Genomic DNA, 21,219 nt, shown 5'->3' on the forward strand with positions numbered 1-21,219 from the left:
CTGTCGTTCTGCCGTGAGAAGGTCCTTCGCAAGCTCAGGATGACAGCCATTCTTGGTGTCGTTTTTATTCATGACGTTCCACTACTCCCCCGCTAGCGGCTGTTTTTGCTCAAAATCATACAGCGTGAGGGCGCGCAGGCGGTAGTGGGCTACCCAGGCGGCGCGCAGGGCGGCAATGTAGGCGCGCTTGGCCTGGTCTTTCTCCGCGAGGGCAATATTGAGGTCGGTGAGGCTGATGCGGCCTACCTTGTAGGTAGCCTGGGCAATGTCGTAGCGTTGCTGGGCCAGGGTGTCGGCCTGGGCGGCCAGTGTTAGCTGCTCGTGCAGGCCACCGAGCTGGGCAGCCTGCGTGGTCACGCTCTGCTCAAACGTCAGCTCCTCCTGAGCCACCGTGAGGGCCACCTGCTGGCGGCTTAGTTCGGCCGTTTTCCGCACCGATTTCTGCCTACCCCAGTCTACCACCGGCAGCGCAAACTCCAGGCTGATCTGCTGCTGGTTTTGCGGTCGATAGTAGGTCTCCCAAAAATGACGGGCGCTGTTGGTGTAGCCCACATTCGCTTGTAGCGTTGCCACAAAGCCGGTGGTGCCGCGGGCTTGTGCTACGGCGCTTTCTGCCTCTAATAGGCGCCGCCGGAAGGCCAGCGGCGCGGCGCGGTGCTGCCGGGCGTAGGCCAACGCTTGGGTAGGCGCTACCACCGGGCGCGGGGCTACGTCGGGTATCATAAGCAGCAGCGTATCGGCGCGCAGGCCGGTGTAGCTCTGCAGGCCCACGGCAGCTTGCTGGGCATCGAGGCGGGCCTGTACCAAGGCCTGGCGCGAGCGGAGCAGGTTTAGCTCCAGCAGCAGCAGGTCGTTTTGGGAGAGACGACCCAGCTGCTGCCGCTCCCTACCCAGGCGCAGCAACTCGGCGTTGGCCTGGGCGTTTTGGGTGGCTACGCGGGCATTCACCTGTTGCAATAGCACATCAAAATACAGCTCCGTGATGCGCTGGGCAATGGTTTCACGCTCTTCCACAAATTGCCGGCCAGCTTCTTGGTAGCGCAGCGGCTCGATGCGGCGTGCCCAGCGCAGCGCGTTGTAGCGCCCTAGCGGCTGCGTGAGGCCCAGGCTAAAGGGCTGGTTGTTGTAGAGCCGGGTGCTGCGGTTGAAGTCGTCGAAGCGCTGCGCTTCAGAGGTGACGTACACCGAGCCACCCGTAGGGCCAATGGCCTGGCTTAGGGTAAGGCCCAGGCTGGAATAGTTCTGGCGCACAGCCTGAAACTCAATGGTGCCATCGGGCTGCACTACGGGCGTGATTACGCGGCTGAAGTTGGGCACCGTGCCCTGCAAGGCCAGCTGCGGCCGATAATTTGACTGGTACGTGCGGTACTGCCAGTAGCTAGTTTCGCGGGTGGTAGCGGCCTGTCCCGCCACCGCCGATTCCTTCAGCGCCGCGCTGATAACGCCGGGCAGCGTGAGGGTTTGGGCACGCAGGGGTAGGGAGTCGAGGAGTAAGAGAAGCAACGTCAGCAGGCAGAAGCCAGGGGGTAAGGAGCTCTTTTTCATCGTCCTATTCCGTTATCCGCAGACGCGGGGTGTCCTGGTGGTCCTTCATGTCGCTGAGCACGATTTGCTCGCCGGGGCGCAGGCCGCTCACTACCTCCACGTAGTCGAAGTTGCTGTCGCCGAAGCGCACCTGGCGGCGCTCGGCCCAGCCGTCCTTCACCACAAATACCGGCTGCTCGCGGCCACCTTGGTAGAAGGGGCCATTCTTCACACGCACGGCTTTGGGGTGGGCTTTGGTCACCACAAATACATCGGCGCGCAAGTTGGGGCGTAGGTCGGGGTGGTGGTCTTGAGCCAGTTGGGCGTAAAAGGTGACTACCCCTTTGTCAGCGGCGGGGCTGATGGTGCCGATGGTGCCGCGCAGGTCGGTGTCGTTGTTGAGGCGCACCACCACGGCGCCGCCGGGGCTCAGCTGGCCGGCGTAGGTGTCGGCAATGGTGGCGCGCACCCGGAAGCTGCTCAGGTCGGCCACGCGGGCCAGCACATCGCCCTGACGCACGGTGCTACCCAGGTCTTCGTTCACCCAGGTGAGCACGCCCGGCCGGGGGCTGCTGATATCGGCTTGCGTGAGCTTGCCAGCCAGCTCCGAAATGCTGCGCTGCTGCATCTGCATGGTGTAGCCCAACTCGCGCACATCGGCGGCGTTGGCGCGGCGCTGGTTGCCAATCTGCTCTTGCAGGCGGCGCAGCTCCAACTGGGCTACCTTCAGGTTCAGCTCGGCCTGGCGCACGCTTTCGGCGGTGCCACCGCCTATTTTCAGCAAGTATTGCTCGTCGCGCAGGGTGGATTGCAGACTGCCTACCTTCGCGCGCTGCACTTGCTCCTGCGACTGCAAGTCGTTGAGGGCACGCTCCAATGTGAGGCGTAGCTGGTCGTGCTTGTTGCGGTTTTGCTGTTGGGCGTCTTCCAGTTTGGCTAGCTCCGTGGCGGTCAGCTCTTTGTCTAGCTCTAGAATAGGCTGCCCTGGCTGCACAGGCTGCCCCACCTGTCGCACCACGCGTCGCACGGTGCTGGCAATGGGGCTGGTGAGCACGGCCTCGTGAGCGGCAATAACAAGGCCCGCGGCCGTCAACGATGCCTCCACGGGACCGGTACCCACGGTGGCCGTCAGGATTTCGGGGCGCCGAATGCTGGGTTGCAGTACCGTGCGAAAGGCCACAAGTGCCGCGCCTACTGCTGCTAGCCCCAGGGCTAGCCACAGCCCCAAGCGTAGGTAGCGGCGACGCTGCACCGTTGGCGAAATAGCTCTGTCCATTTTTGTACGGGAAGTAGATGGTTTCCCGTACTCTTAGCCAAGCGCCAAGCCAAACTTATAACGCGCTACATAACAGATATTTGCAATATGCATTATGTATATCAGCGACTTAAAAACTGTCCGTTTGCGGACAGGCTGTTCGCTCATAGCACTGCCAACAGCGGCTATCTACGCGTTTACCTTTTACCCGCCCAGCTACGTACTTTACCCGTACGTTTTTCTTTCCCGCCTTTTATGGATTTTCCTACGGCCCCTCCCGTTGCTGCCCCTACCCCATCCCTACCCCACCACGACGACGAACAAGACCACGACCTTGCGCAGGTTCGCGGTATTTCGGACCGCGACGCCACCCGCGAAGCCCGCGACCAGGTAGTAGGGCAGCGGCCGGGTACGCTGGTCATTTCGCCCCGCGCTCTGCGCCCGCGTCTGTTTTTGTACTCCTACGACGAGCAGCATATGCTGGAAGAGGAATATGATACCTACGAGGCGCTGATCGATTATTTCCGTGCCCACCCCGAGCAGCGCCATTGGATCGATATACGCGGTTACAATAATCTGCACCTAATGGAGCAGCTGATGGCGGATTTCGACATTCACCCGCTGCAAATGGAAGACGTGCTGGGCGACTACCAGCGGGCCAAAGTGGAGCTGTTCGACGAGAATCGGCTGTTTCTGGTGTCGCGCATGACGGAGTTTACCGACTCCCGCGACATCGACGACGACCAGCTCTCCATCTTCACCGGCGCCAACTACGTGCTCACGTTTCAGGACGACTACGAGGACTGCCTCGACAGCGTGCGGCAACGCCTGCGCTCGGGCTTCAGCAGCATCCGGCGGCGCCCTTCGCTCTACCTCGCCTACGCCCTCACCGACGTAGTGCTCGACCACTACTACCCCACCATGGCCGCCATCGGCGACTATATCGAAACGCTGGAGGACCGCACCCTCTCCGACCGGCCCTCGCGCCGACTACTCAGCCGCATCTTGCAGGTAAAGAAAGATATCGTGCGTTTTCGACGCCTAGTATACCCCGAGCGCGAGAAAATTGCTGAGGTGCTGCGCATGCCCGACGAGGTGGTACCCGAGGAAATAAAGGTCTTCTTCCGCGACTGCTACGACCACGCCATTCAGGCGATGGATCTAGCCGAGAGCTACCGCGAATCGGTGAGCAGCCTGGTAGACTTGTACATGTCGAACCAGAGCAACCGCATGAACGAGGTGATGAAGGTGCTCACTATCATCAGCAGCATCTTCATTCCGCTAAGCTTCGTGGTAGGTCTCTACGGTATGAACTTCCAGCGCGAAGGCCCTGACGGCCGCATTAACTACCTCAACATGCCCGAACTGTACAGCCCCATCGGCTACCCCGTGCTGATTGTGGTGCTAGTGGTAATTGTTATTGGCCAATTGGTGTATTTCTACCGCAAAGGCTGGCTGTCGGATAAGTAGCTAATATAATGAATATTATATACTACAAGGCATGAATACCAGAATCCTACATAGTATTCTCCTGCTCATTTATTGCTTTTATATCAGCAGTTGCGTTGCTGTCCGCCAGCCTAAATCTTGGCGATATAGGCAGCTAGGTTCTGAAACGGAATCGACTAGACCTTTTATCGGAATAAACCTAAAAAAATCAACAACCTTGTTACCTATACCGCTCATCATATGGGAAGTAGGCTCGAGTAGAAACTACTTACTCGATATAGATTTTCACACAGAGAATATTGAGTACAAACAGTTAGACTCTATCCGTTATGAAATACAAAATCTAGACAAAGAGGTGCTTGCTTCTGGTACATTACCCATCATCAATGGTGAGCTTAGCAGACGATCCTATTCTCCTGAGGTCCACCGCGCCCAATGCACTACACAACCGATTATTGCACTTGGCAACCAGCGCCAAGAGCTTATTGGCACCTTTACTATCTATGCAACGGATGCCAAAGGTCAGAAAGCACTAGTACTCGTTGAAAGTGTTGCTCTGCATTATTTCAAAGCAAGGTTTGGTAGTTTCTTCTAGCGAATAGATTCTTACACTCATTCGACTCTACCATATGTGCATTACCGTTCCAATGTGAGGAGGTCCTTCGCTGCGCTCAGGATGACACGCATTCCTTCATTCACAAATTCACAAGCTCACAACTTCACTATTTACCACGGCACCAGCGTGCGGTGTAGCTCGGGGCCGGTTACGCGGTAGAGCTGGTAGGCGCGGCGGGTAGCGTCGTAGTCGAGGGAGATGGTGGGGGCGCTGCTGGGAAAGGGGCGGCCGCTAATGAGGCGGCCATCGGCGTCGTAAAGGTACACGTTGCCGGGACCGGGCTCGGTGAGGGTTATTACTTGGCGTTTCGGGCCGAAGTTGAAATACTGCACTGGCTTGAGGCCCGACGTGAGAAAACGGCGACTGAGCAACTGCCGACCTGCAGGGCTGAATACCGCAAGCTGGCCGCGGTCGTCTTCCCGCACCACCACATAGGAAGCTTTATTTTGGTCCGGAATCAGACGAAATACGGAATTGCGGCTCCAGGTAGCCACCCGTCCCCGGCTCACAATCTCGCCGCTGAGCGCAAATGTCACCCGCTCGCCGTGCTGAGTCACCATGGTCACGCGGGTGCGGCGTAGGGTAGCACCCCGCTCCACCAACGCGCCGCTGTGCAACCGCGCCCCCATACTAATGGGAAACCCTGGGTAGAGTCCGCCCTGCGCGTCGTAGGCGTATACGTAGCCATTCTCCAGCGGCACCACTATGATGTCGCGGCCATTGACGCTCAGATATTGTGGTTCGCCGGCCAGGCTGAACTCCATGCGCTTGGGCTGCCAGCCGGCGTAGGGCTGGCCGTTGGTATCATACAGAAACAGGTTGTTGTCGCCCCCCAGCACCAGCAGGCGCGTGGCAGCGTTGCCCTGGTTGGGCGAGGCTACCATTCCCGTTGCCTGTACCGTGTCGGGTAGGTTGAAGGGGAAATTAGGCACCTCGGCCCCGCGTTCGTTCAACAAGTGCAATTGGGTAGGCGTCACCAGCAAATGCTGGTTGTTGCCATCGCGCCGCAGCCGCAGAATGGGCTGCACTAGCGGCCCCGGCAACGAGTCGGACCAAGCCACCACGTTTTCAGGCGTCACGTAGTGCAGCACCTGGGCGGCATCTTGCACCAGCACGCCGGCATTGCGAGTGCCCGGTACGGCCACTAGGGCCGGCCCCGAAGTAAGGGCCGTTTTGAAAGTCAGCACAGCATCGTTGCTGTTGCTACCCTGCGCCTGCACCACTGCCGGCCCGATAGCCGGATGGCGCAGCAAAAACTGCGTGTAGTATTGCGCGGCCGTGTCGTTCTCGTTGGTGGCGGGCACCCATTGAAAGGCCATCTGCGGAAAGCGCTTGAACAGGTTTTCGTTGCGCAGCAGGCCCGCCCGACGGTCTTCTACGGCGGCACGCAGCAGCACATTCCAGGCATTACGCACGTCCAGCAGCACGCTCAAGCGGGCCAGCGGAGCCGTTGCTTGCAAGAAAGCCACTTGCACCGGCGAGCGGCTCCATACCTCGCGGGCGGCTATGTCCGTCAGCCAGGTGCGCAGGGTAGCCGCATCGGCCCCAAATGCTACGTAATTGCCTACCTGCGTCACCACGGGTTGCCCAAAGTTGGCAAACTGCGGCCCCAGCAACCGGGCTGGCAGCTCAGGCACGCCGGTCTGGTAGATCTGATATGGCCCTACCCGCTCAAACGAAGGCGTAGTACCCGTGGCCCGGCGCAGTTGCCCCAGCAGAATGCCGGTCCGCTCGGGGGTAGCGCAATAGGCCAGCGCCAGCTTTCCCGGCGCTACTCGCGCCGAAGGAGCCGCCAGGTAGCACAGCGCCGCTTCCCGCGAAAACTGCCCGGCCAAGCTATCGAGCAGGGGCTGTGTGAGCTGGCTCAGCGAGTCGGTGGTGGCGGGGCGGGGTTCGCGCAGCACACTGGTCGGCCCTACCCCCATATGCACCAGCAGCGCCGTGCGCAACGAGAGTACCTCGGCCATTTGCAGGCGCTGCGCCGGCTGCCCGCGCAGACGCTGGTGCAACGAGCCCCGGGCGGTTTCGGGGTTGCTGAACCCACTCAATTCTAACTTGTTGCCGGCCAGGCGAATGCCCAGCATGCCATTGCGACTCAGGCTAGTGAGGGCCGTTAGGTCGCCTTCTAACTCGGGCCGGAAAAACACGCCCAATAGCTGCGGCAGCCGCCGGTAGTTCACCAGCAGGGTAGCATCGGTATCGGGCATGGTCAAGTAGTCGGTATTCCCAAAGTCGGCGGCTACGGTGGGGGCATCGGGGTGCTCTAGGCGTAGCACCACCGCTTCTACCAGCGTGGGGTTAGCACTGATCAGCAGTTGGTTGCGGTAGTTGAAGTAAGTAAGGCTAGCGCCTGTGTTGCGCTGCTGAATGGTCACGAGCTGGTTGTCGTGAAACGTGCGCATGCTAACCTGGTAGCGCGCGTCGCGACGAAGGGCATCTTCCAGGGCCCGCACCTGCCGGTACTCGCGCACGGTCGCAATAGGCACCTGAAACAGCACATCAAACGTGCCCGGCGCCGTAACGTGCACAGACGTCAGCACCCGCTTGCGGCCCAGAAAGCGCAGCACCACATCACGTCCGCCTACCAGGCTATCGGCTAGCGTGAGGTTGTCCTCTACCTGCTGGAAGTAGCGTACGGACGTGAGGTTGTCCCAAAGCTGACTTTCCTGCAGGTGGCGCACCAGCGTGGGGTGGTCGTCGGTAGTGAGCACCAGCGCCGCGTCGTTGGGTACCAGCGTCCAGGGGTCTACGGGCACGGCCGCCACCGTGTGGCGGTAGTAGATGTATGACCCCAGAGCCGAAACCAGGAGCAGTCCGATTAGAAAGGCGAGTAGCTTGTGCGACATGCAACCGCAAAAGTAGCTATTCGTGGCGGGGCGCAGTAAAGTTACAGTGGCAGCTTGCTCAATTTGCCAGCTGGCTACCCGGCAGAATCTACCTATATTCCGCCCCCGAATACACTCCTACTCCCTCTTTATGTCTGAAAAACAAGGCCACTTTCAGCGGGCCATTACGCTGTTTGATGCCGTCATGATTGTGACCGGTGGCATGATCGGCTCCGGTATCTTCATCGTTTCCACCAGCATCGCCCGGCAGGTAGGCTCGGCGGGCTGGCTGCTAGTAGTCTGGATCATCACGGGCCTTATCACGCTGGCTGGGGCTGTGAGTTACGGTGAACTGTCGGCCATGTTCCCGAAGGTAGGCGGGCAGTACGTGTACCTGCGCGAGGCCTACAACAAGCTGGTGGCGTTTCTCTATGGCTGGTCGCTGTTCACCGTCATTCAGACCGGCGTTATTGCAGCCGTGGGTGTGGCGTTTGCTCGCTTCACGGGTGTCTTATTTCCGTGGTTCAGCGAGCAGCACGTGCTGTTCAACGTTGGGCCCCTGGCTTTCACCACGGTGCAGTTGCTGGCTATTCTGATGATTGTGGGCCTGACCTGGATCAACGCCAACGGCGTGCGCAGCGGCAAGCTGATTTCCAACGTATTCGGTAGCACCAAGCTGGTAGCCCTTGCCCTGCTCATCTTGTTCGGCCTCATTCTGGGTATCAACCACGAGGCTGTGCAAATCAACTTCACCGGTATGTGGCAGGCCGCCAGCTTCAACGACCTGGGCCAGGCTACCCCCCTGGATACCTGGGGCCTGATAGGCGCCATCGGTCTGGCCATGACTGGCTCCCTGTTCAGTTCCGACTGCTGGAACAACATCGGGTTTTCGGGCGATGAAATCGTGCGGCCCGAGCGCACCATTGTGCTCAGCATGGCCATCGGCACGGCTATCGTCACGGCGCTCTACCTGCTCATCAACGTGGTGTACCTGCTGGTGCTACCCATCCCCGGCAACCCTGCCGCCGCCGCTACCGATGTGGTAGGGCGTGGCATTATGTATGCCACCAACGACCGGGTAGCCACTGCCGTGGCCGAAAGTATGCTGGGCCGCACCGGCGCCTACGTCATGGCCGTACTCATTATGATCAGCACCTTTGGGGCCAACAACGGCATCATTCTCAGCGGTGCCCGTGCCTACTACGCCATGGCTAAAGATGGCTTGTTTTTCCCGCCCTTGGCCCGCCTCAACCGCGCCGGCGTGCCCGGCGTGGCCCTCTGGACCCAATGCGCCTGGGCTTGCCTGCTCTGCCTCACGGGTTCCTACGGTGAACTGCTCAACTACGTGATGTTCTCGGTAATTCTATTCTACGTCATCACCATCATCGGCATCTTCGTGCTGCGCCGCACCCGGCCCAATGCCCCCCGACCCTACCGGGCATTTGGCTACCCGCTGGTGCCGATGTTCTACATTGTACTAGCCTCGGCTTTCTGCGCTATTCTATTGTTCAGCCCAGCCACAGCCACCTTTTCGCAACGTGGCTTACTCCTGCTGGCGCTAGGCGTGCCGGTCTACTTCGTACTAGAAAAGCAGTTCAACAAGCAGCTACCCAACGATCAGTAAGCGGCGGATGCACTGCCATTCATCTTTCAACAAAAACGCCCCGTCAGTACTGACGGGGCGTTTTTGTTGAAAGAGAAAGACTCTATTAACGCTTGATGCGCTTGAAAGCATCCGGCCGGTACTGTAATACAATGGTTTGGTCGGTGGCGGTTTGGCGGGTAGCCACTTCATTATCGTAGTAGCCTGCCGAGCCGCAGCGGAGCGTATACGTGCCAGCCGGAACCGTGAGTTTGTAGCAACCATCGGCGTCAGTGATGCCGATAATCTGGGTGCCCTGCACCACGATAGTTGCTCCTACCAGGGGGTCTTTGTCCACATCTATTACGCGGCCCTGAATGGTCATCATGCGTTTGCGGGTGCTTGTGGTTGTGGGCACGGAGCGCGGCGCTTCTTTCTCTTCCTCCTCTTCCGCCACAGTTGCAACGACGGCATTAATAGCTAGCACGGCGTCATCAACATGACCTTGCGCGTAGCTACCTATGCGTGCTGTGAGTATCAGCAAAACAAGAGCGAAGGCGGTAGGCAGTGACTTCATTCGGTAATGACTTGCTATTATTCTAGATGACCGTATCGCCTTAACTGTATAACGGATAAAGTTCAACTTATCGAACCCTACACATCTTTCAATCAGGTGCACAAATATATTGCACTATTACTAGATTTTCATATCACTTTAAATTTTTTTATTCTAAAATTGACTCAAATTATTCTAATAACAGGATCATATCGTAGGTCTATATGCTATTTCATTACATACAAAAGCGATATTCTACCATCTAATGAAAGCTACTGTACTATTTTGATTCGCATATAATCTATACTGTCAGATAATCTATTACCAAGACATCTACCTATCCTCTACCTATCTTTCACAAGCGTCATGTCTTGCTAACAGCATAGCATTCTATGCTTGCAAAGAGTTTCTAAACACAAAATCCCGCGCAGTAGCTGCGCGGGATTCTGCTGGCAATAGAGTAACCCATGAGTTAGTCGTGTGCGGGGCGGGCGGGGCCACTGGGTGCGTCTTCGCCAAAGTCCTGGTCCTGCGTACGAATGCTATTCCCCATTTCGTAGCTGCCTTCTTTGGTAAAGCCGGGGCCTTGAGCGTTTTCGCCCTCTGCATGGTGCTCGTTGCCGCCTTGCGGGTGGGTTTCGTCGCCGCCAATATGCAGATTTTCCAGCTGGTCTTTCTGGTTACTGCGCTGTGTGTAGCCATTAGCACCGGTATAGCGAGCTGCCGAAGGGTCACTCATCTCTTTGCCGTTGCTTTGGCTTTCGTCAAACTCCTTTTTGTTTTCGAGTTGCTCGTTTTTCGGAATAATGTTTTCCTGGTCGGTGATGCTGCCGTCTTTATCTGTAGCCATGTCTGGGTGATGAAATACGTGGGAAGAAACTCTTTGGCAATACGCAGCCTAGCGGGCATGGTTGGGGATGCAGCCCCCAATCCGACCGCTACGACTAAACCTGCGTAATCAGAATGTTTTCGGATTTTTGCCTGATCCTTCAGCCGGTAGCTTTCTTTTGCCTACCCTTAGCTCTTTCCTACCCGTGGATTTCTCTAAACTTTACCGTCCCAGCGCCCTCAACAGTTATCAGTTTATTGCCCTCACAGGCCTTATCATGAGCGGTGGGGCACATTTGCTGCTGCATTTCGTGTTTCACCACACGGTGCAGGGCTTCAACTGGCTCTATGTCTGTTGGACCGCCTTATACATTGTAGGTACACTACGCAACCTCTTCGGCAAACCCGATGCGGGGCACCACCATCACCATTAAGAAAGGCGAAACTGTAAATTGCTGTCACCTGGCATAGCAAGAAGGACCGGTGCACGGTAGAAGAGAGTCGTTGTTACGACTGCCGTTCTACCGTGCACCGGTCCTTCGTGCCACCCTAGATAACTGGACTTAACGCATTACTTCACTACCACTAGTTGTTCTTCAGATAGATATGCGCCTCGCGGCACATGTCTGACTTACGTTCAGCGCGCTCCGCTACTACGGAGTAGTACTGCTTGGCGCGGCGTACGTCTTTTTCCCCATTGGCTAGGTGCGCCAGGTTCAGATTGGCGTAGAGATAGAAGCCGCTTTGCGTTTCACTAGTACTTTCGGCAAATACAATGCAGCGCTGGTAGTATTCTTTGGCTTTGGCCAGGTTGCGCACTTTGTTCTGCATAATCCAACCCATGAAATAGCTGGCGTAGCGGCCACTGGTGCCTTCGTAGCCGGGTAGGCCTCGGTTTAGCTTATCCAGAATATCCTTACTGACTTTCTCGCACTCCCAAAACTCTCCCTCGTTGAAGCACAGCATGGCGTACAAACGCTCGAAGTAGGCATTGTCGGGGTAGGTCTGGTGTAGCTGTTGGGCAACGGCCAAGGCTTCGCGGGCTGAGTTTTTCTGCTCCGACAGCACCTTCATCAGAAAGTACTTGGCTTCCGGCGCAGCGTAGAAACCGTTGTTGGCTACCATGCGCAACTGCTCGATGCCCAACTGCTGGTTGCCCTTCGGAAAAAACAACAGCACGGGCCGCAGCAGTTTGTAGGTTTCCGACAGCCACACCGAGTAATAATTGATCAGAGCTTGGCCGCACAGAAACTCGGGGCTCAGCCCGTTGGCCTGCTTGCTAATTTCGAGGTAGTCGAGGGCACGCTTGCTGCTCACGGTTACGCGGCGCCAGTTGTGCCGCTCGCCGTTCAGGCGAGCATCAAAGCCATAGGCGGCGGCCAGGAAAAAACAGGCTTCGTAGTTTTTATTGTCGGCTTCATAGAGGCGAGTAGCGTAGGTAATAGCCGTGTCCATGTAAGCAAAGAGCAGATTATCGTACTGCTTGGTTTGCGCAATGTTGGGCATGATCTTCCACCAAGTGGTCAGGCCCATCAGGAAGTAGGGCATGGGGTGCTGGGGGTAGCGCCGCCGTAGCGAGCGAAATTGCTTCTCGGCCTTGTCGTACTTGAAGTTGTAGAGGTTATGCATCGCCCCATCCAACTCTGTTTGAATGTCCTTGTCTAGCAGCAGCCAACCGTCTATAGCAGCCGCGCTGGGTAGCACGTCTACGTTTTCTATATCAATATTTCGGATGGGTGCCTCTTGCCGACTAATCGTATCTGGCTGCTGCGCGTGCAGCAACACAGGTAGTAGCAGTAGCAACAGAAAAGAGTAAAATGTTTTGCTCATACACGGGTGGTTGGGGCAGGCATAACAACCGATAGCAACTTAGACTTCTTACTTTCAGGCAGTAGGCGCGCAATTCGTTTTATCCAAAATCACCCGTATTATTCAAGTGATTTCAACGCCTACCCCGTCTACGTTTCCATTCATCTAATACAACAAGTTTTGCTCAGCAATATTGATGCTGTTTTTGCACTACAACCATATTGAATCAGCTCTTCGCAAATATATAATACTTCAAAGGGTATTATAACTGTATTTTACCATGATCAGCATACATTAATAAGAGAAGTATACTCTTACTTATACACTGTATTTCCCAAAAAGAAATTCTTTACATAAAAGATGGCACCTACTGCATAGACTCCGTTTTATATAATTAGCAGAACCGTAGTAAACAACCTAATTACCGGCTTAGATGCATAGGTAGAGATGGGCTGCGCAAACGATACAAGACTTACTACTCCGTTTGATTTCCTATCTATAAAGTATCCAACCACGCTGTACAGCGAACCTACGTCTACACCCATAAAGCACTTTGGGGTAGGGCGCCCAGTGCGATACCACCAGACACCCTACCCCAGAACCCAACGTTTTTTGCGTCTATTTGCCAGCCTGAAGCTTCAGGTGTAGCTCTATTACACGAGTGTCTTCATCGCTCCACACTACATGGCGCACATCGTCTACACGAAAAGCGGCCAATCCATCGGCCGTGCCCGACTCCGTGTAGCACTCCATTAGCACTTCGCGCTCGGTAAGTTGCCGCACATAGCCGTAGAAATTAGTAGCCACATATGTGGTCAGGTAGATTAGCTGCTCGTGCTCACGCGCCATTTCCAACAGGTAGGGCGTACTCAACTCCTCTACTGTCAGGAAAGACGGTGTTTTTACGCTGGCATACACCCGGTCCAGGTTGTTCGCCTTAAACTCCACGTTGCGGATGTACTGGTCGTTGAAATCAACTTGAAATACATCACTCAGGTTAAAAGATTGCAGGCCGGTTTGCATACCATCGCGGTTGATAACTCGCAACAGTAGCGCTTCTTCGCTATAGCTCTGCACAAAGCCCACGGCGAAGCGTCCAGGCTCGCCCGTATTACTACGCACGCCCACCATCCGCTGCTCCTGTTGAGCACGCGCAAATAGATGACTATAAATACTCATGCTGGTTGTACGTGTTACCTGTTACCGCATCGACGATTCGCGGATGTGCAATTGTGGCTTCAACACCACGCGGTGAGGGGCGAAATTGTCGCTGCGCTTGAGCATTTGCAGGAACAGCTGCACGGCCGAATGCCCCATCTGCTCGCCCCGCTGGTCTACCGATGTCAGCTTGGGCGTTGTCAGGGTAGTGAAGGGCTCGTTGCTGAAACCAGCCAGCGCAATGTCTTCGGGCACCCGAATGCCTTGGGCATGCAGTACCTCCAGCGCCCCCGCCACCGGAATATCGCCGGAGCCGAAGATGGCGTCGGGCGGTTCGGGGAGTTGCAGTAGCTCGCGCATGGCCTGCTCGCCAGCGCCTTGCTGCAGCTTAGGCAGGAAATGCATCAACTGCTCATCGTGGGGCAAGCCGAAGGCCTGCAGAGCGTTGAGGTAGCCTTTGTGCCGGTTGCTGTAGATGTTCAGATGTTGCGGGCCAGCAAAGTGAGCAATGCGGCGGCAACCCTGCTCCAGCAAGTGGCGCACGGCCATATAGGCGCCCTGATGGTCGTCGAGCACCACGCCGCTCACGTTGGATACCTCCGGCATGCGGTCGAAAAACACCAGCGGAATATTCTGCTGACGCACTTTCTCGAAGTGCTGAAAATCGTGCGTGGTACGGGCCAGCGACACCAAAATACCCTCTACCTGCGCGTTCAGCAAGGCATCGATGTTGTTTTTCTCGCGCTGCACGTCTTCGTTCGACTGGCAGATCATCACGTTGAAACCAGCTTTGCTGGCCACCGTTTCGATGCCGTGCATAATCGACGGAAAGAAGTGGCCGTTGATATGGGGCACAATCACGCCCAGCATGTTGCTGCGGCCCCGGCGCAGCGCGGCGGCCAAGTGATTAGGCTGGTAGTTCAGCTCTTTGGCTACTTCCCACACCCGCTGCTTGGTAGCCTCGCTGATGTCGGCGTGGCCGTTGAGTGCCCGCGAAATGGTAGAAGGCGACAGATTCAGGATCTTTGCCAGGTCCGTGATGGAAGCGCGTTTGTTATATTTTTGTGCCACGGCGTTGTGCGTATGCGGTAAGGTAAGCATACGGAGAATACCCGCATACTATTTCCATTCATTGTTCAGAAAATAAGCCAAAGCTGGCGGCGCAAGTACCCATCCGGGGGCACCGTTGATGGCTCGTCTATTGGCTTAATCAGCAAATTACCGGCATAAATGCGAATGCAAGCAACGGTAGCAGGTTATTTCTTATTTAATTTTTCGATACTTCCCCAAAAGTAGTTACACAACTAAGGGCCGACTACCACAACGAAAAATACGTCTATCAAGACGAATTTGCTGATCCTAGTTAATTGGCGAAGCCCTACCCTACTGCTGGCCGTAGGGCGCTCGGGTCACCGATTTCAGGCGGCGCCAACGGCCATTCCACGTGATCTGACTTAAGAGCAGATGGGGATAGTCTTGGGCAAACCAATACACGTTGCGCTTCTGCTGGTCGAGCACTACGGTTACGCGCCAGCTGGCAGCCAGGGTATCGGAGGCCGCCTGGTCGGCCACTGCTACGTGGGCCTGGTAAAGCAGCGGTGGTACGGCACTACTGGTTTGCTGTTGCTCTGCAATGGTCACGTCAAAGGCGGGCAACTCTTTGAATTTCAGGCTGCGCAGACAGTAGCTCAGCGCATCTTCAAACAGCAGCTCGTGGCGCAGCAGGCGCCGGCCGGCCCCTTGGCCATCGTGGTACGAGTTATAGGTTTCTACGTATTGCAGGTCATCATCCACAAACGCCTTGAACGTATTGCCGGCAGGTTCTTGCAGGCTGGTTGTGAGCTTGTGCAGGACCGTAGGCCGGTCGCGCCGAAAAAACAGCGTAGTCAGAAAATGAAAAGGCGGCGTCTCAGTTGGCAGCGAGCCAAACTGGCTGATGTGCATCACCGGAAAAATGTCGTTGCGGTGGAGGCTATCCGTCCGTACATCAAACTGCTGGTTGAACTCCTCCAGCTGCGTTACCTGGACTAGCTCGTAGGGTAGGGCTTGCCCGTTGATGATTCGTTGGGCATCGTAACGCGCAATCTCAGCGCGGCCATCTTCCCACAACGGCCGCATGGCCCAGTCGGAGTCGAAATATGCATCGAAGTGCTGCCGCCGCAAAGTTTGCTCCGGCTCGTTTCTCTGCTCACCCGAGCTGGTAGGGCCCGATGAGCAGCTAGCCAGCAACGGGATAGCGCTTAGGCTTACGACCAGCTTTTTCCAGTATATCGTTCCACTCATAAGCTCAAGTGCGAGTTGACTCCCACTGTCATTTCTACATATAGGCGCATGCTATAAGAATCTATTGTTCACCACTCTACCTTTGCCCACGGGTAGAATCCGTTAGTGCAGCAAGCGCACCCGCATCTGTACCCGCTCGCCGTTTTCACTGGTGAGCGGCTCTACTGCAATACGGTCCTCTTCATCGAAATAGCGCGCCAGTCCGCGCACAATGCCCACTGCCAGGGCGCCCATGCGCCGCGGCGATACATACTCAATAAATACCTCGTCGGGGGCTACGCGGCGCACGTCCAGCACGGGCGGGCGGTTGCCTTCGTGTGCAGCTCGCACGCGTGTGTGCATGGCTGTTTCGGTGTGCTCCAGCATATCCAGCGTCCGCCACTCCGGCTGAATGTACTTCTGGTACATATAGAGCAAGTCCGGCACCAGATACTCACCAAATTTTTCGTGCAGCTCATCGGCCGGCACCCCGGCCATTTGGGCGGCCTGCCCCACCAGGGCGTACATGTGCTCATCGGGGTACACATGACGGTGGTCGAATTCTACTTCTGTCAGACCGGAGTGCTCTAACAGGCGCACCCAGGTGCTATGGTCGTACTGCGTTTGCACATAGCGTTTCAGCAGCGAAAAGATGGTTCCGTGCACGGATGGAAGGCAAATGGGTAAAATTTAGCCTATATACGCAAAAAAGCGCTTCGTAGCCAACTGTTCAGCTACGAAGCGCTTCTGCGCAATACACAACGGCTCCAGCGGGAGCCGTTGTGGTTACTTTGCTAGATATTCCCTACCACGGTCATTGTCGAGAGCGTGGGGGTAGGGCTGCCGCCAGCGTCCTCCACTGTCATGGCAAAGGCCTGAGCGCGGGCGATGTCCTTCATGTGTTGCAAACTTTCGCCCGATGCAGTGGCATAATCCAGTACGCCTGCGTCTACTGGCTTGCCGTTGTCGAGGGCCCACAGTTGATACTGCTTACCGGCGGGCGGCTCGGGCAAGCTGCGTACATCCACATACACGGTGCGCGTGCTGGGGTTGTAGAGCACCTTGGCACTTGCCTTAGGCGCGGCGGGCGTACCATTCAGGGCTACTGTCCGGAACTCGTCGCTGCGCAGTACAGATAGCTCATTGGTTTGCTCACCTAGTCGTTTCTCTACTGCCATGTGCGAGGCCGCCAGCAACGACCGGTCGCTTTCCACGGCGGCCAGGCTGGTTTCGGCGTTTTGCCACTTCGAGTAGAGCAAAAAGTTGATGCCCACGCTCAGCAGCAGAAACGCAATGGAAGCGGCCATCAGCCAGTTGAAGCGCGGCGCAGCTTCGGCCACCGGTGCCGAGGTGATGGACCGCACTACCGGCTCGGGCTCGGATGCGGCAGCCACCGGCGCCGATGCCGCTGTATCAGCGTCAATAGCCGCTTTCCAACCCGCCAGCACCCGGTCGCGCATGTCGGCGGGGGGCGTTTGGGCGTACTGGGCGGCGTAGCCGCTGAGGGTCTCTATCACACTGTCCAGCTCTTGCCGGATAGCGGGATGCTGGGCGGCGAGGCGCTCTACCTCGGCCTGCTCTGCTTCTGGCAGCTCGCCAAGGGCGTACTGCTCCAGAATGCCTGATTCGATGTATTCCTGAATATCCACGGCTATCGAATCAGTTTTGATAATACCTTAATTGCTGCCCGGGCCCGAGTTTTTACGGTGCCCAACGGCAAGTCGAGTTCTTCTGCCACTTCGCTTTGAGTAAAACCGCCAAAGTATAACAGGTCAATCACTTGTTTCTGTTCAGGGTTTAGCTGTTTTGTGATTTCCTGCAGTCCTATGTGTTCAGGCTGAAACCCGGAGGAGGCCGCCTGACGCATGGCACCACTATCCTCCAATGGTGTCATGCGAGTACCTACGCGGTACTGTCGGGACCGGATTTTATCAATGGCCAAATTGCGGCAAATATTCAGCACCCACGTAAAAAGTCGCCCTTTGGACGAATCGTAGAACTGAAACGAATGCCAGATTTTGACCAGACCTTCTTGCAACACGTCCTCGGCTATTTCTTCCTTCTTCACGATGCGCAGGATGACCCCGTACAACGCAGCCGAGTATTTGTCATAAAATAAGGTCATGGCCGACTCGTCGCGGTCACGCAGACGCTGCACGAGCAGTTCCTCCGGGTAGGAGGTCGATGACTCTAAGGTGGTAGCTGACACGGATTAATACAATAAGTGGGCGAGTGAGGCAGCGGTGGGGAGGGCCCGATAGGCTGGCAAAATACGGGATAAAGTTTTATTCGCGTAGTGCGGCTTACTTTCCCCGGTGTGCCCCCTACCCTACCGAGCCTTCTACGTGCAGACGGGCAACGACTGTGTTATAAGTTTTCGGGTATGGCAGACGCTGGAGGTAGTGGCTGCGTAACCATACGCTTCCTACCCTTGTTGTTCTGTAATGGCAATCACCTCTATCAACCCCTACACCGGGCAGGTGCTGCAAGAGTTTGCGCCCCTGGCCTGGTCCGATACTGAAGATATACTACGGCAGGCGCACGAGGCTGCCGCCTCGTGGCGCACTACCTCCTTTGCGCACCGCGCCGAGCGAATGCGCCGCGCCGCCGAGCTGCTGCGGGAGCGGGCACAGGAACTGGCCCACCTCATGAGCATCGAAATGGGCAAGCCCATTGCCGACGGCCGCGCCGAAGCGCAGAAATGCGCCACCACCTGCGACTACTACGCTGAGCACGCCGAGGCATTTCTGGCCGATGAAGAAATCCGGACGGAAGCCCAGCGCAGCCTGATTGCCCACGAGCCGCTGGGGGTAGTGCTGGCCATCATGCCCTGGAACTTTCCGTTGTGGCAAGTGGTGCGCTTTGCCGCGCCAGCCCTTATGGCCGGCAATGTAGGGCTGCTGAAGCACGCGCCCAACGTACCGCAATGCGCTTTGGCCCTGGAGAAGATTTTCCACGATGCTGGTTTTCCGCCGGCTACCTTCCGTGCCTTGCTCATCGACACGGACCAGGTAGAACCGCTGCTGGCCGACGACCGGGTGCGGGCCGTGACGCTTACTGGGAGCACGCGCGCCGGCGCCAGTGTGGCGGCACTAGCCGGCAAGTACCTCAAGAAAAGCGTACTGGAGCTAGGCGGCTCCGATGCGTTTGTGGTATTGGCCGACGCCGATCTAGACGTAGCCGCCCAAAATGCTGCCCAAGGCCGTATGATTAACGCGGGACAGAGCTGCATTGCGGCCAAGCGGTTTATTGTGGAGCAGTCGGTAGTGGCCGAGTTTACGCAAAAGTTGAAAGAGCACATGGCGGCTTTTCAGACCGGCGACCCCCTCGACGAAGCTACGCAGTACGGCCCCCTCGCCCGCCCCGACTTAGCCGATATGCTCACCCAACAGGTGCGGGATTCTGTGGCCAAAGGCGCCCAGATTGTGTTGGATGGTGGCCAGGATGCACCCGGCGCTACCCTATTTCGGCCTATGATTCTGACCAACGTGCAACCCGGCCAGCCAGCTTACCACGAGGAGTTTTTTGGCCCGGTGGCGCTGGTGCTGGAAGCCCGCGACGCCGATGATGCCATACGCCTCGCCAACGACTCTCCCTATGGCCTGGGCGGCTCTATCTGGACGCGTGATGTAGCCCGCGGCGAAGCCCTGGCCCGCCGCGTGGAAGCCGGCGCCGTGTTCGTCAATGCCATTGTAAAATCGTCGCCAGAGATGCCCTTCGGCGGCGTAAAGCAGTCGGGTTACGGGCGCGAGCTTTCCTACCTGGGCATCCGCGAATTTGTCAATCAGAAAAGCCTTTGGATAGCGCCAGACGAAGAGCCACGGAAGCACAAAACGGAGTAGTTGCTAGCAGTACCCCAATACTTTATAGCTCACAAACCCTAGTATTTCATGCAGAAATATATTCCAGGTTAAGAGTGCGTCGCTGCTGGGCAACAGTAGGTAGTCAAGCGTCAGGAATCGATCAGCAGAGTAGAACCCGGCAGGAAAGGCTATGGGATACAACCCTACTTTATGAAAACAGCCTTGAGCCCGACGTTGATGAAAAGCGGACGTAATTAATACTAAGGATTTTATTTCGGGGTATTGTGACAGCAGCTCTTTCGTATAGCGTGCATTTTCGTATGTATTGCGACTCTGCTCTTCTAATATGATATCGTAATCTGGCACCCCTGATAATCGTAATAAAGTGGCTAGTTCAAAGGCCTCCGATTCTGGGGTGCCATGCGAACCAGCCAGCCCGCCCGAGATAATAATGCGCTTAATGTAGCCGGCCCGGTAGAGCCAGAGCGTATGGGTCAGGCGGTCGGCACCAGCATTAAGCGACACCCTATCCTGAGGAGAGCGTCCTACCTGCGTGATGCCTGTCAGCAGAATACCCGCGTCATACTGCGTTTTAAGTTCTTTTAATGGCACTGGTGGAAGCTCCCACACCAACAGCAACTCATTAATTATAGCACCATTTGTGAAGATGGTCAACAGCGCTGTAGCAGCTGTGAGAAGCCGCAGACGCCAACGCACCCGCGGGATAAGCATTGCAGCTAATAGCAACGTCAGTATCCATATAACAGGACTTATAAAATAATTTGGAAGTTTAGACAGGAAGAAAATCATGCAGCAAAACTACGGCAGAATGCTCTTTCATCTCCCGCTACACGATAACACTCTATAAATCAGATATATTACAACAGCGCATACACTTTATACACGAGCAGTTCGTGGGGTACTACCCTCCCGTTGACTAGGGACACTAGGGTTGAGTAGTACGCTTAAGCGAGGCTGCCTGGCGGTTGGTGAAGTAGTAACCTGCCGAAGACATTCAGCGCCCGGCGCTGGTGAAACGCGGAAGCGCACACGCCACCCACAACCGGTTGGATGGTATTAATAAGGAACCTAAAAAGCAGAAAAAAATCCCGCAACACTATGTACGTCATAGCGTTGCGGGCGTTACTTGCTACTAAACAGCTGCCACTCTACACCACTGATGCTGGCACGTAGGCCAGTAGCTGTGTGAGATAATCCTTCACTTCTTCTTCCGTTTTCAGCGTATCGCATTCCAGCATCCGACCTTTATAGTAGATGACAAAGAACGGGGCGATACGCTCATCCATCATCTTTTTAGCTACCGGATTCTGATCTGAATCAAGGCGCAGAAAAGCGATTCCCTGGTAGGCCGGCTCGGCGGCAAACTTTTCGAACGGCGGCGCCAGCAGGTCGCAGATAGCGCAATTGGCTGAGGTAAATTTGGCAATCACCTTCGGGTAATCATGAATCAGCGTGCGCAGACCTTCGTCGTTCGTATCAATTATTTTCATGGACAGCATCTTTCGGGCGGCAAAGATAAAGGTTCGGTGGG

Annotated in this window: 19 protein-coding genes; 5 read left to right on the plus strand and 14 right to left on the minus strand. The window is 56.3% G+C overall.

Features of this window, described 5'->3' with window-relative positions:
• Window positions 1-81: 81 nt before the first annotated feature.
• A complete protein-coding gene (locus tag MUN82_RS09395; protein WP_245096942.1) occupies window positions 82-1,545 on the minus strand; it encodes a TolC family protein in 1,464 nt (487 codons plus the stop codon).
• Between the two features lie 4 nt (window positions 1,546-1,549).
• A complete protein-coding gene (locus tag MUN82_RS09400) occupies window positions 1,550-2,800 on the minus strand; it encodes an efflux RND transporter periplasmic adaptor subunit (RefSeq protein ID WP_245096943.1) in 1,251 nt (416 codons plus the stop codon).
• 234 nt (window positions 2,801-3,034) lie between these two features.
• Here MUN82_RS09400 and corA point away from each other — a divergent pair, with 234 nt between their 5' ends.
• Together corA and MUN82_RS09410 are read left to right on the plus strand one after the other, a co-directional pair.
• Window positions 3,035-4,249 carry a magnesium/cobalt transporter CorA gene (corA, locus tag MUN82_RS09405; RefSeq protein ID WP_245096945.1) on the plus strand — a complete coding sequence of 405 codons (1,215 nt, stop codon included), beginning with the start codon at window positions 3,035-3,037 and terminating at the stop codon, window positions 4,247-4,249.
• A 31-nt stretch (window positions 4,250-4,280) separates the two neighbouring features.
• Complete coding sequence (locus MUN82_RS09410) at window positions 4,281-4,823, plus strand: hypothetical protein (protein WP_245096946.1); 543 nt, start codon at window positions 4,281-4,283, stop codon at window positions 4,821-4,823.
• A gap of 131 nt (window positions 4,824-4,954) precedes the next feature.
• On the opposite strand, the gene MUN82_RS09415 is transcribed toward MUN82_RS09410, so the two are convergent.
• Complete coding sequence (locus tag MUN82_RS09415; protein ID WP_245096948.1) at window positions 4,955-7,690, minus strand: hypothetical protein; 2,736 nt, start codon at window positions 7,688-7,690, stop codon at window positions 4,955-4,957.
• Between the two features lie 130 nt (window positions 7,691-7,820).
• Here MUN82_RS09415 and MUN82_RS09420 point away from each other — a divergent pair, with 130 nt between their 5' ends.
• Window positions 7,821-9,293 (plus strand): APC family permease, encoded by a 1,473-nt coding sequence (locus MUN82_RS09420; protein WP_245096949.1) that lies wholly within the window; start codon window positions 7,821-7,823, stop codon window positions 9,291-9,293.
• Between the two features lie 85 nt (window positions 9,294-9,378).
• Here MUN82_RS09420 and MUN82_RS09425 read toward each other — a convergent pair whose 3' ends face one another.
• Together MUN82_RS09425 and MUN82_RS09430 are read right to left on the minus strand one after the other, a co-directional pair.
• Entirely contained in the window at window positions 9,379-9,828 is a 450-nt protein-coding gene (locus tag MUN82_RS09425) for a carboxypeptidase-like regulatory domain-containing protein (RefSeq protein ID WP_245096950.1), read from the minus strand.
• A 451-nt stretch (window positions 9,829-10,279) separates the two neighbouring features.
• Window positions 10,280-10,657, minus strand: coding sequence for a hypothetical protein (locus MUN82_RS09430; RefSeq protein WP_245096951.1), 378 nt, complete (start codon window positions 10,655-10,657; stop codon window positions 10,280-10,282).
• A gap of 127 nt (window positions 10,658-10,784) precedes the next feature.
• On the opposite strand from MUN82_RS09430, the gene MUN82_RS09435 reads away from it, so the two are divergent.
• Window positions 10,785-11,069, plus strand: a complete 285-nt coding sequence (locus MUN82_RS09435) for a hypothetical protein (protein WP_245096952.1) — start codon at window positions 10,785-10,787, stop codon at window positions 11,067-11,069.
• A 151-nt stretch (window positions 11,070-11,220) separates the two neighbouring features.
• On the opposite strand, the gene MUN82_RS09440 is transcribed toward MUN82_RS09435, so the two are convergent.
• From MUN82_RS09440 to MUN82_RS09470, 7 genes are all read right to left on the minus strand, one after another.
• Window positions 11,221-12,465 (minus strand): tol-pal system protein YbgF, encoded by a 1,245-nt coding sequence (locus tag MUN82_RS09440; protein WP_245096954.1) that lies wholly within the window; start codon window positions 12,463-12,465, stop codon window positions 11,221-11,223.
• Window positions 12,466-13,062: 597 nt separating this feature from the next.
• Window positions 13,063-13,623, minus strand: a complete 561-nt coding sequence (locus tag MUN82_RS09445) for a hypothetical protein (protein ID WP_245096956.1) — start codon at window positions 13,621-13,623, stop codon at window positions 13,063-13,065.
• A 21-nt stretch (window positions 13,624-13,644) separates the two neighbouring features.
• On the minus strand, window positions 13,645-14,703 hold the full coding sequence (locus tag MUN82_RS09450; RefSeq protein WP_245096958.1) for a LacI family DNA-binding transcriptional regulator: 1,059 nt from the start codon (window positions 14,701-14,703) through the stop codon (window positions 13,645-13,647).
• A gap of 282 nt (window positions 14,704-14,985) precedes the next feature.
• Entirely contained in the window at window positions 14,986-15,885 is a 900-nt protein-coding gene (locus tag MUN82_RS09455; RefSeq protein ID WP_245096960.1) for a hypothetical protein, read from the minus strand.
• Between the two features lie 102 nt (window positions 15,886-15,987).
• The gene (locus MUN82_RS09460) at window positions 15,988-16,530 is read right to left on the minus strand and encodes a heme NO-binding domain-containing protein (protein ID WP_245096962.1); all 543 of its coding nucleotides are present in this window, start codon (window positions 16,528-16,530) and stop codon (window positions 15,988-15,990) included.
• 128 nt (window positions 16,531-16,658) lie between these two features.
• Entirely contained in the window at window positions 16,659-17,513 is an 855-nt protein-coding gene (locus MUN82_RS09465) for an anti-sigma factor (RefSeq protein WP_245096963.1), read from the minus strand.
• A gap of 2 nt (window positions 17,514-17,515) precedes the next feature.
• On the minus strand, window positions 17,516-18,073 hold the full coding sequence (locus MUN82_RS09470; RefSeq protein WP_245096965.1) for an RNA polymerase sigma factor: 558 nt from the start codon (window positions 18,071-18,073) through the stop codon (window positions 17,516-17,518).
• A 235-nt stretch (window positions 18,074-18,308) separates the two neighbouring features.
• On the opposite strand from MUN82_RS09470, the gene MUN82_RS09475 reads away from it, so the two are divergent.
• Window positions 18,309-19,706 (plus strand): NAD-dependent succinate-semialdehyde dehydrogenase, encoded by a 1,398-nt coding sequence (locus MUN82_RS09475; protein ID WP_245096967.1) that lies wholly within the window; start codon window positions 18,309-18,311, stop codon window positions 19,704-19,706.
• A gap of 3 nt (window positions 19,707-19,709) precedes the next feature.
• Here MUN82_RS09475 and MUN82_RS09480 read toward each other — a convergent pair whose 3' ends face one another.
• Window positions 19,710-20,477: a YdcF family protein gene (locus MUN82_RS09480; RefSeq protein ID WP_245096970.1), complete on the minus strand. Its 768-nt coding sequence runs from the start codon at window positions 20,475-20,477 to the stop codon at window positions 19,710-19,712.
• A gap of 359 nt (window positions 20,478-20,836) precedes the next feature.
• Window positions 20,837-21,178 (minus strand): thioredoxin family protein, encoded by a 342-nt coding sequence (locus tag MUN82_RS09485; RefSeq protein ID WP_245096971.1) that lies wholly within the window; start codon window positions 21,176-21,178, stop codon window positions 20,837-20,839.
• Window positions 21,179-21,219 lie beyond the last annotated feature (41 nt).

The sequence above is a fragment of the Hymenobacter aerilatus genome (assembly GCF_022921095.1).
Lineage (GTDB): Bacteria > Bacteroidota > Bacteroidia > Cytophagales > Hymenobacteraceae > Hymenobacter > Hymenobacter aerilatus.

What these genes read in the sequence shown, in the direction of transcription:
- MUN82_RS09480 (WP_245096970.1), bottom strand. Translation starts at nt 20,477, where the DNA reads ATGATTTTCTTCCTGTCTAAACTTCCAAATTATTTTATAAGTCCTGTT.
- MUN82_RS09485 (WP_245096971.1), bottom strand. Translation starts at nt 21,178, where the DNA reads ATGAAAATAATTGATACGAACGACGAAGGTCTGCGCACGCTGATTCAT.
- MUN82_RS09455 (WP_245096960.1), bottom strand. Translation starts at nt 15,885, where the DNA reads ATGAGTGGAACGATATACTGGAAAAAGCTGGTCGTAAGCCTAAGCGCT.
- MUN82_RS09395 (WP_245096942.1), bottom strand. Translation starts at nt 1,545, where the DNA reads ATGAAAAAGAGCTCCTTACCCCCTGGCTTCTGCCTGCTGACGTTGCTT.
- MUN82_RS09420 (WP_245096949.1), top strand. Translation starts at nt 7,821, where the DNA reads ATGTCTGAAAAACAAGGCCACTTTCAGCGGGCCATTACGCTGTTTGAT.
- MUN82_RS09425 (WP_245096950.1), bottom strand. Translation starts at nt 9,828, where the DNA reads ATGAAGTCACTGCCTACCGCCTTCGCTCTTGTTTTGCTGATACTCACA.
- MUN82_RS09445 (WP_245096956.1), bottom strand. Translation starts at nt 13,623, where the DNA reads ATGAGTATTTATAGTCATCTATTTGCGCGTGCTCAACAGGAGCAGCGG.
- MUN82_RS09415 (WP_245096948.1), bottom strand. Translation starts at nt 7,690, where the DNA reads ATGTCGCACAAGCTACTCGCCTTTCTAATCGGACTGCTCCTGGTTTCG.
- MUN82_RS09430 (WP_245096951.1), bottom strand. Translation starts at nt 10,657, where the DNA reads ATGGCTACAGATAAAGACGGCAGCATCACCGACCAGGAAAACATTATT.
- MUN82_RS09410 (WP_245096946.1), top strand. Translation starts at nt 4,281, where the DNA reads ATGAATACCAGAATCCTACATAGTATTCTCCTGCTCATTTATTGCTTT.
- corA (WP_245096945.1), top strand. Translation starts at nt 3,035, where the DNA reads ATGGATTTTCCTACGGCCCCTCCCGTTGCTGCCCCTACCCCATCCCTA.
- MUN82_RS09400 (WP_245096943.1), bottom strand. Translation starts at nt 2,800, where the DNA reads ATGGACAGAGCTATTTCGCCAACGGTGCAGCGTCGCCGCTACCTACGC.
- MUN82_RS09450 (WP_245096958.1), bottom strand. Translation starts at nt 14,703, where the DNA reads ATGCTTACCTTACCGCATACGCACAACGCCGTGGCACAAAAATATAAC.
- MUN82_RS09440 (WP_245096954.1), bottom strand. Translation starts at nt 12,465, where the DNA reads ATGAGCAAAACATTTTACTCTTTTCTGTTGCTACTGCTACTACCTGTG.
- MUN82_RS09475 (WP_245096967.1), top strand. Translation starts at nt 18,309, where the DNA reads ATGGCAATCACCTCTATCAACCCCTACACCGGGCAGGTGCTGCAAGAG.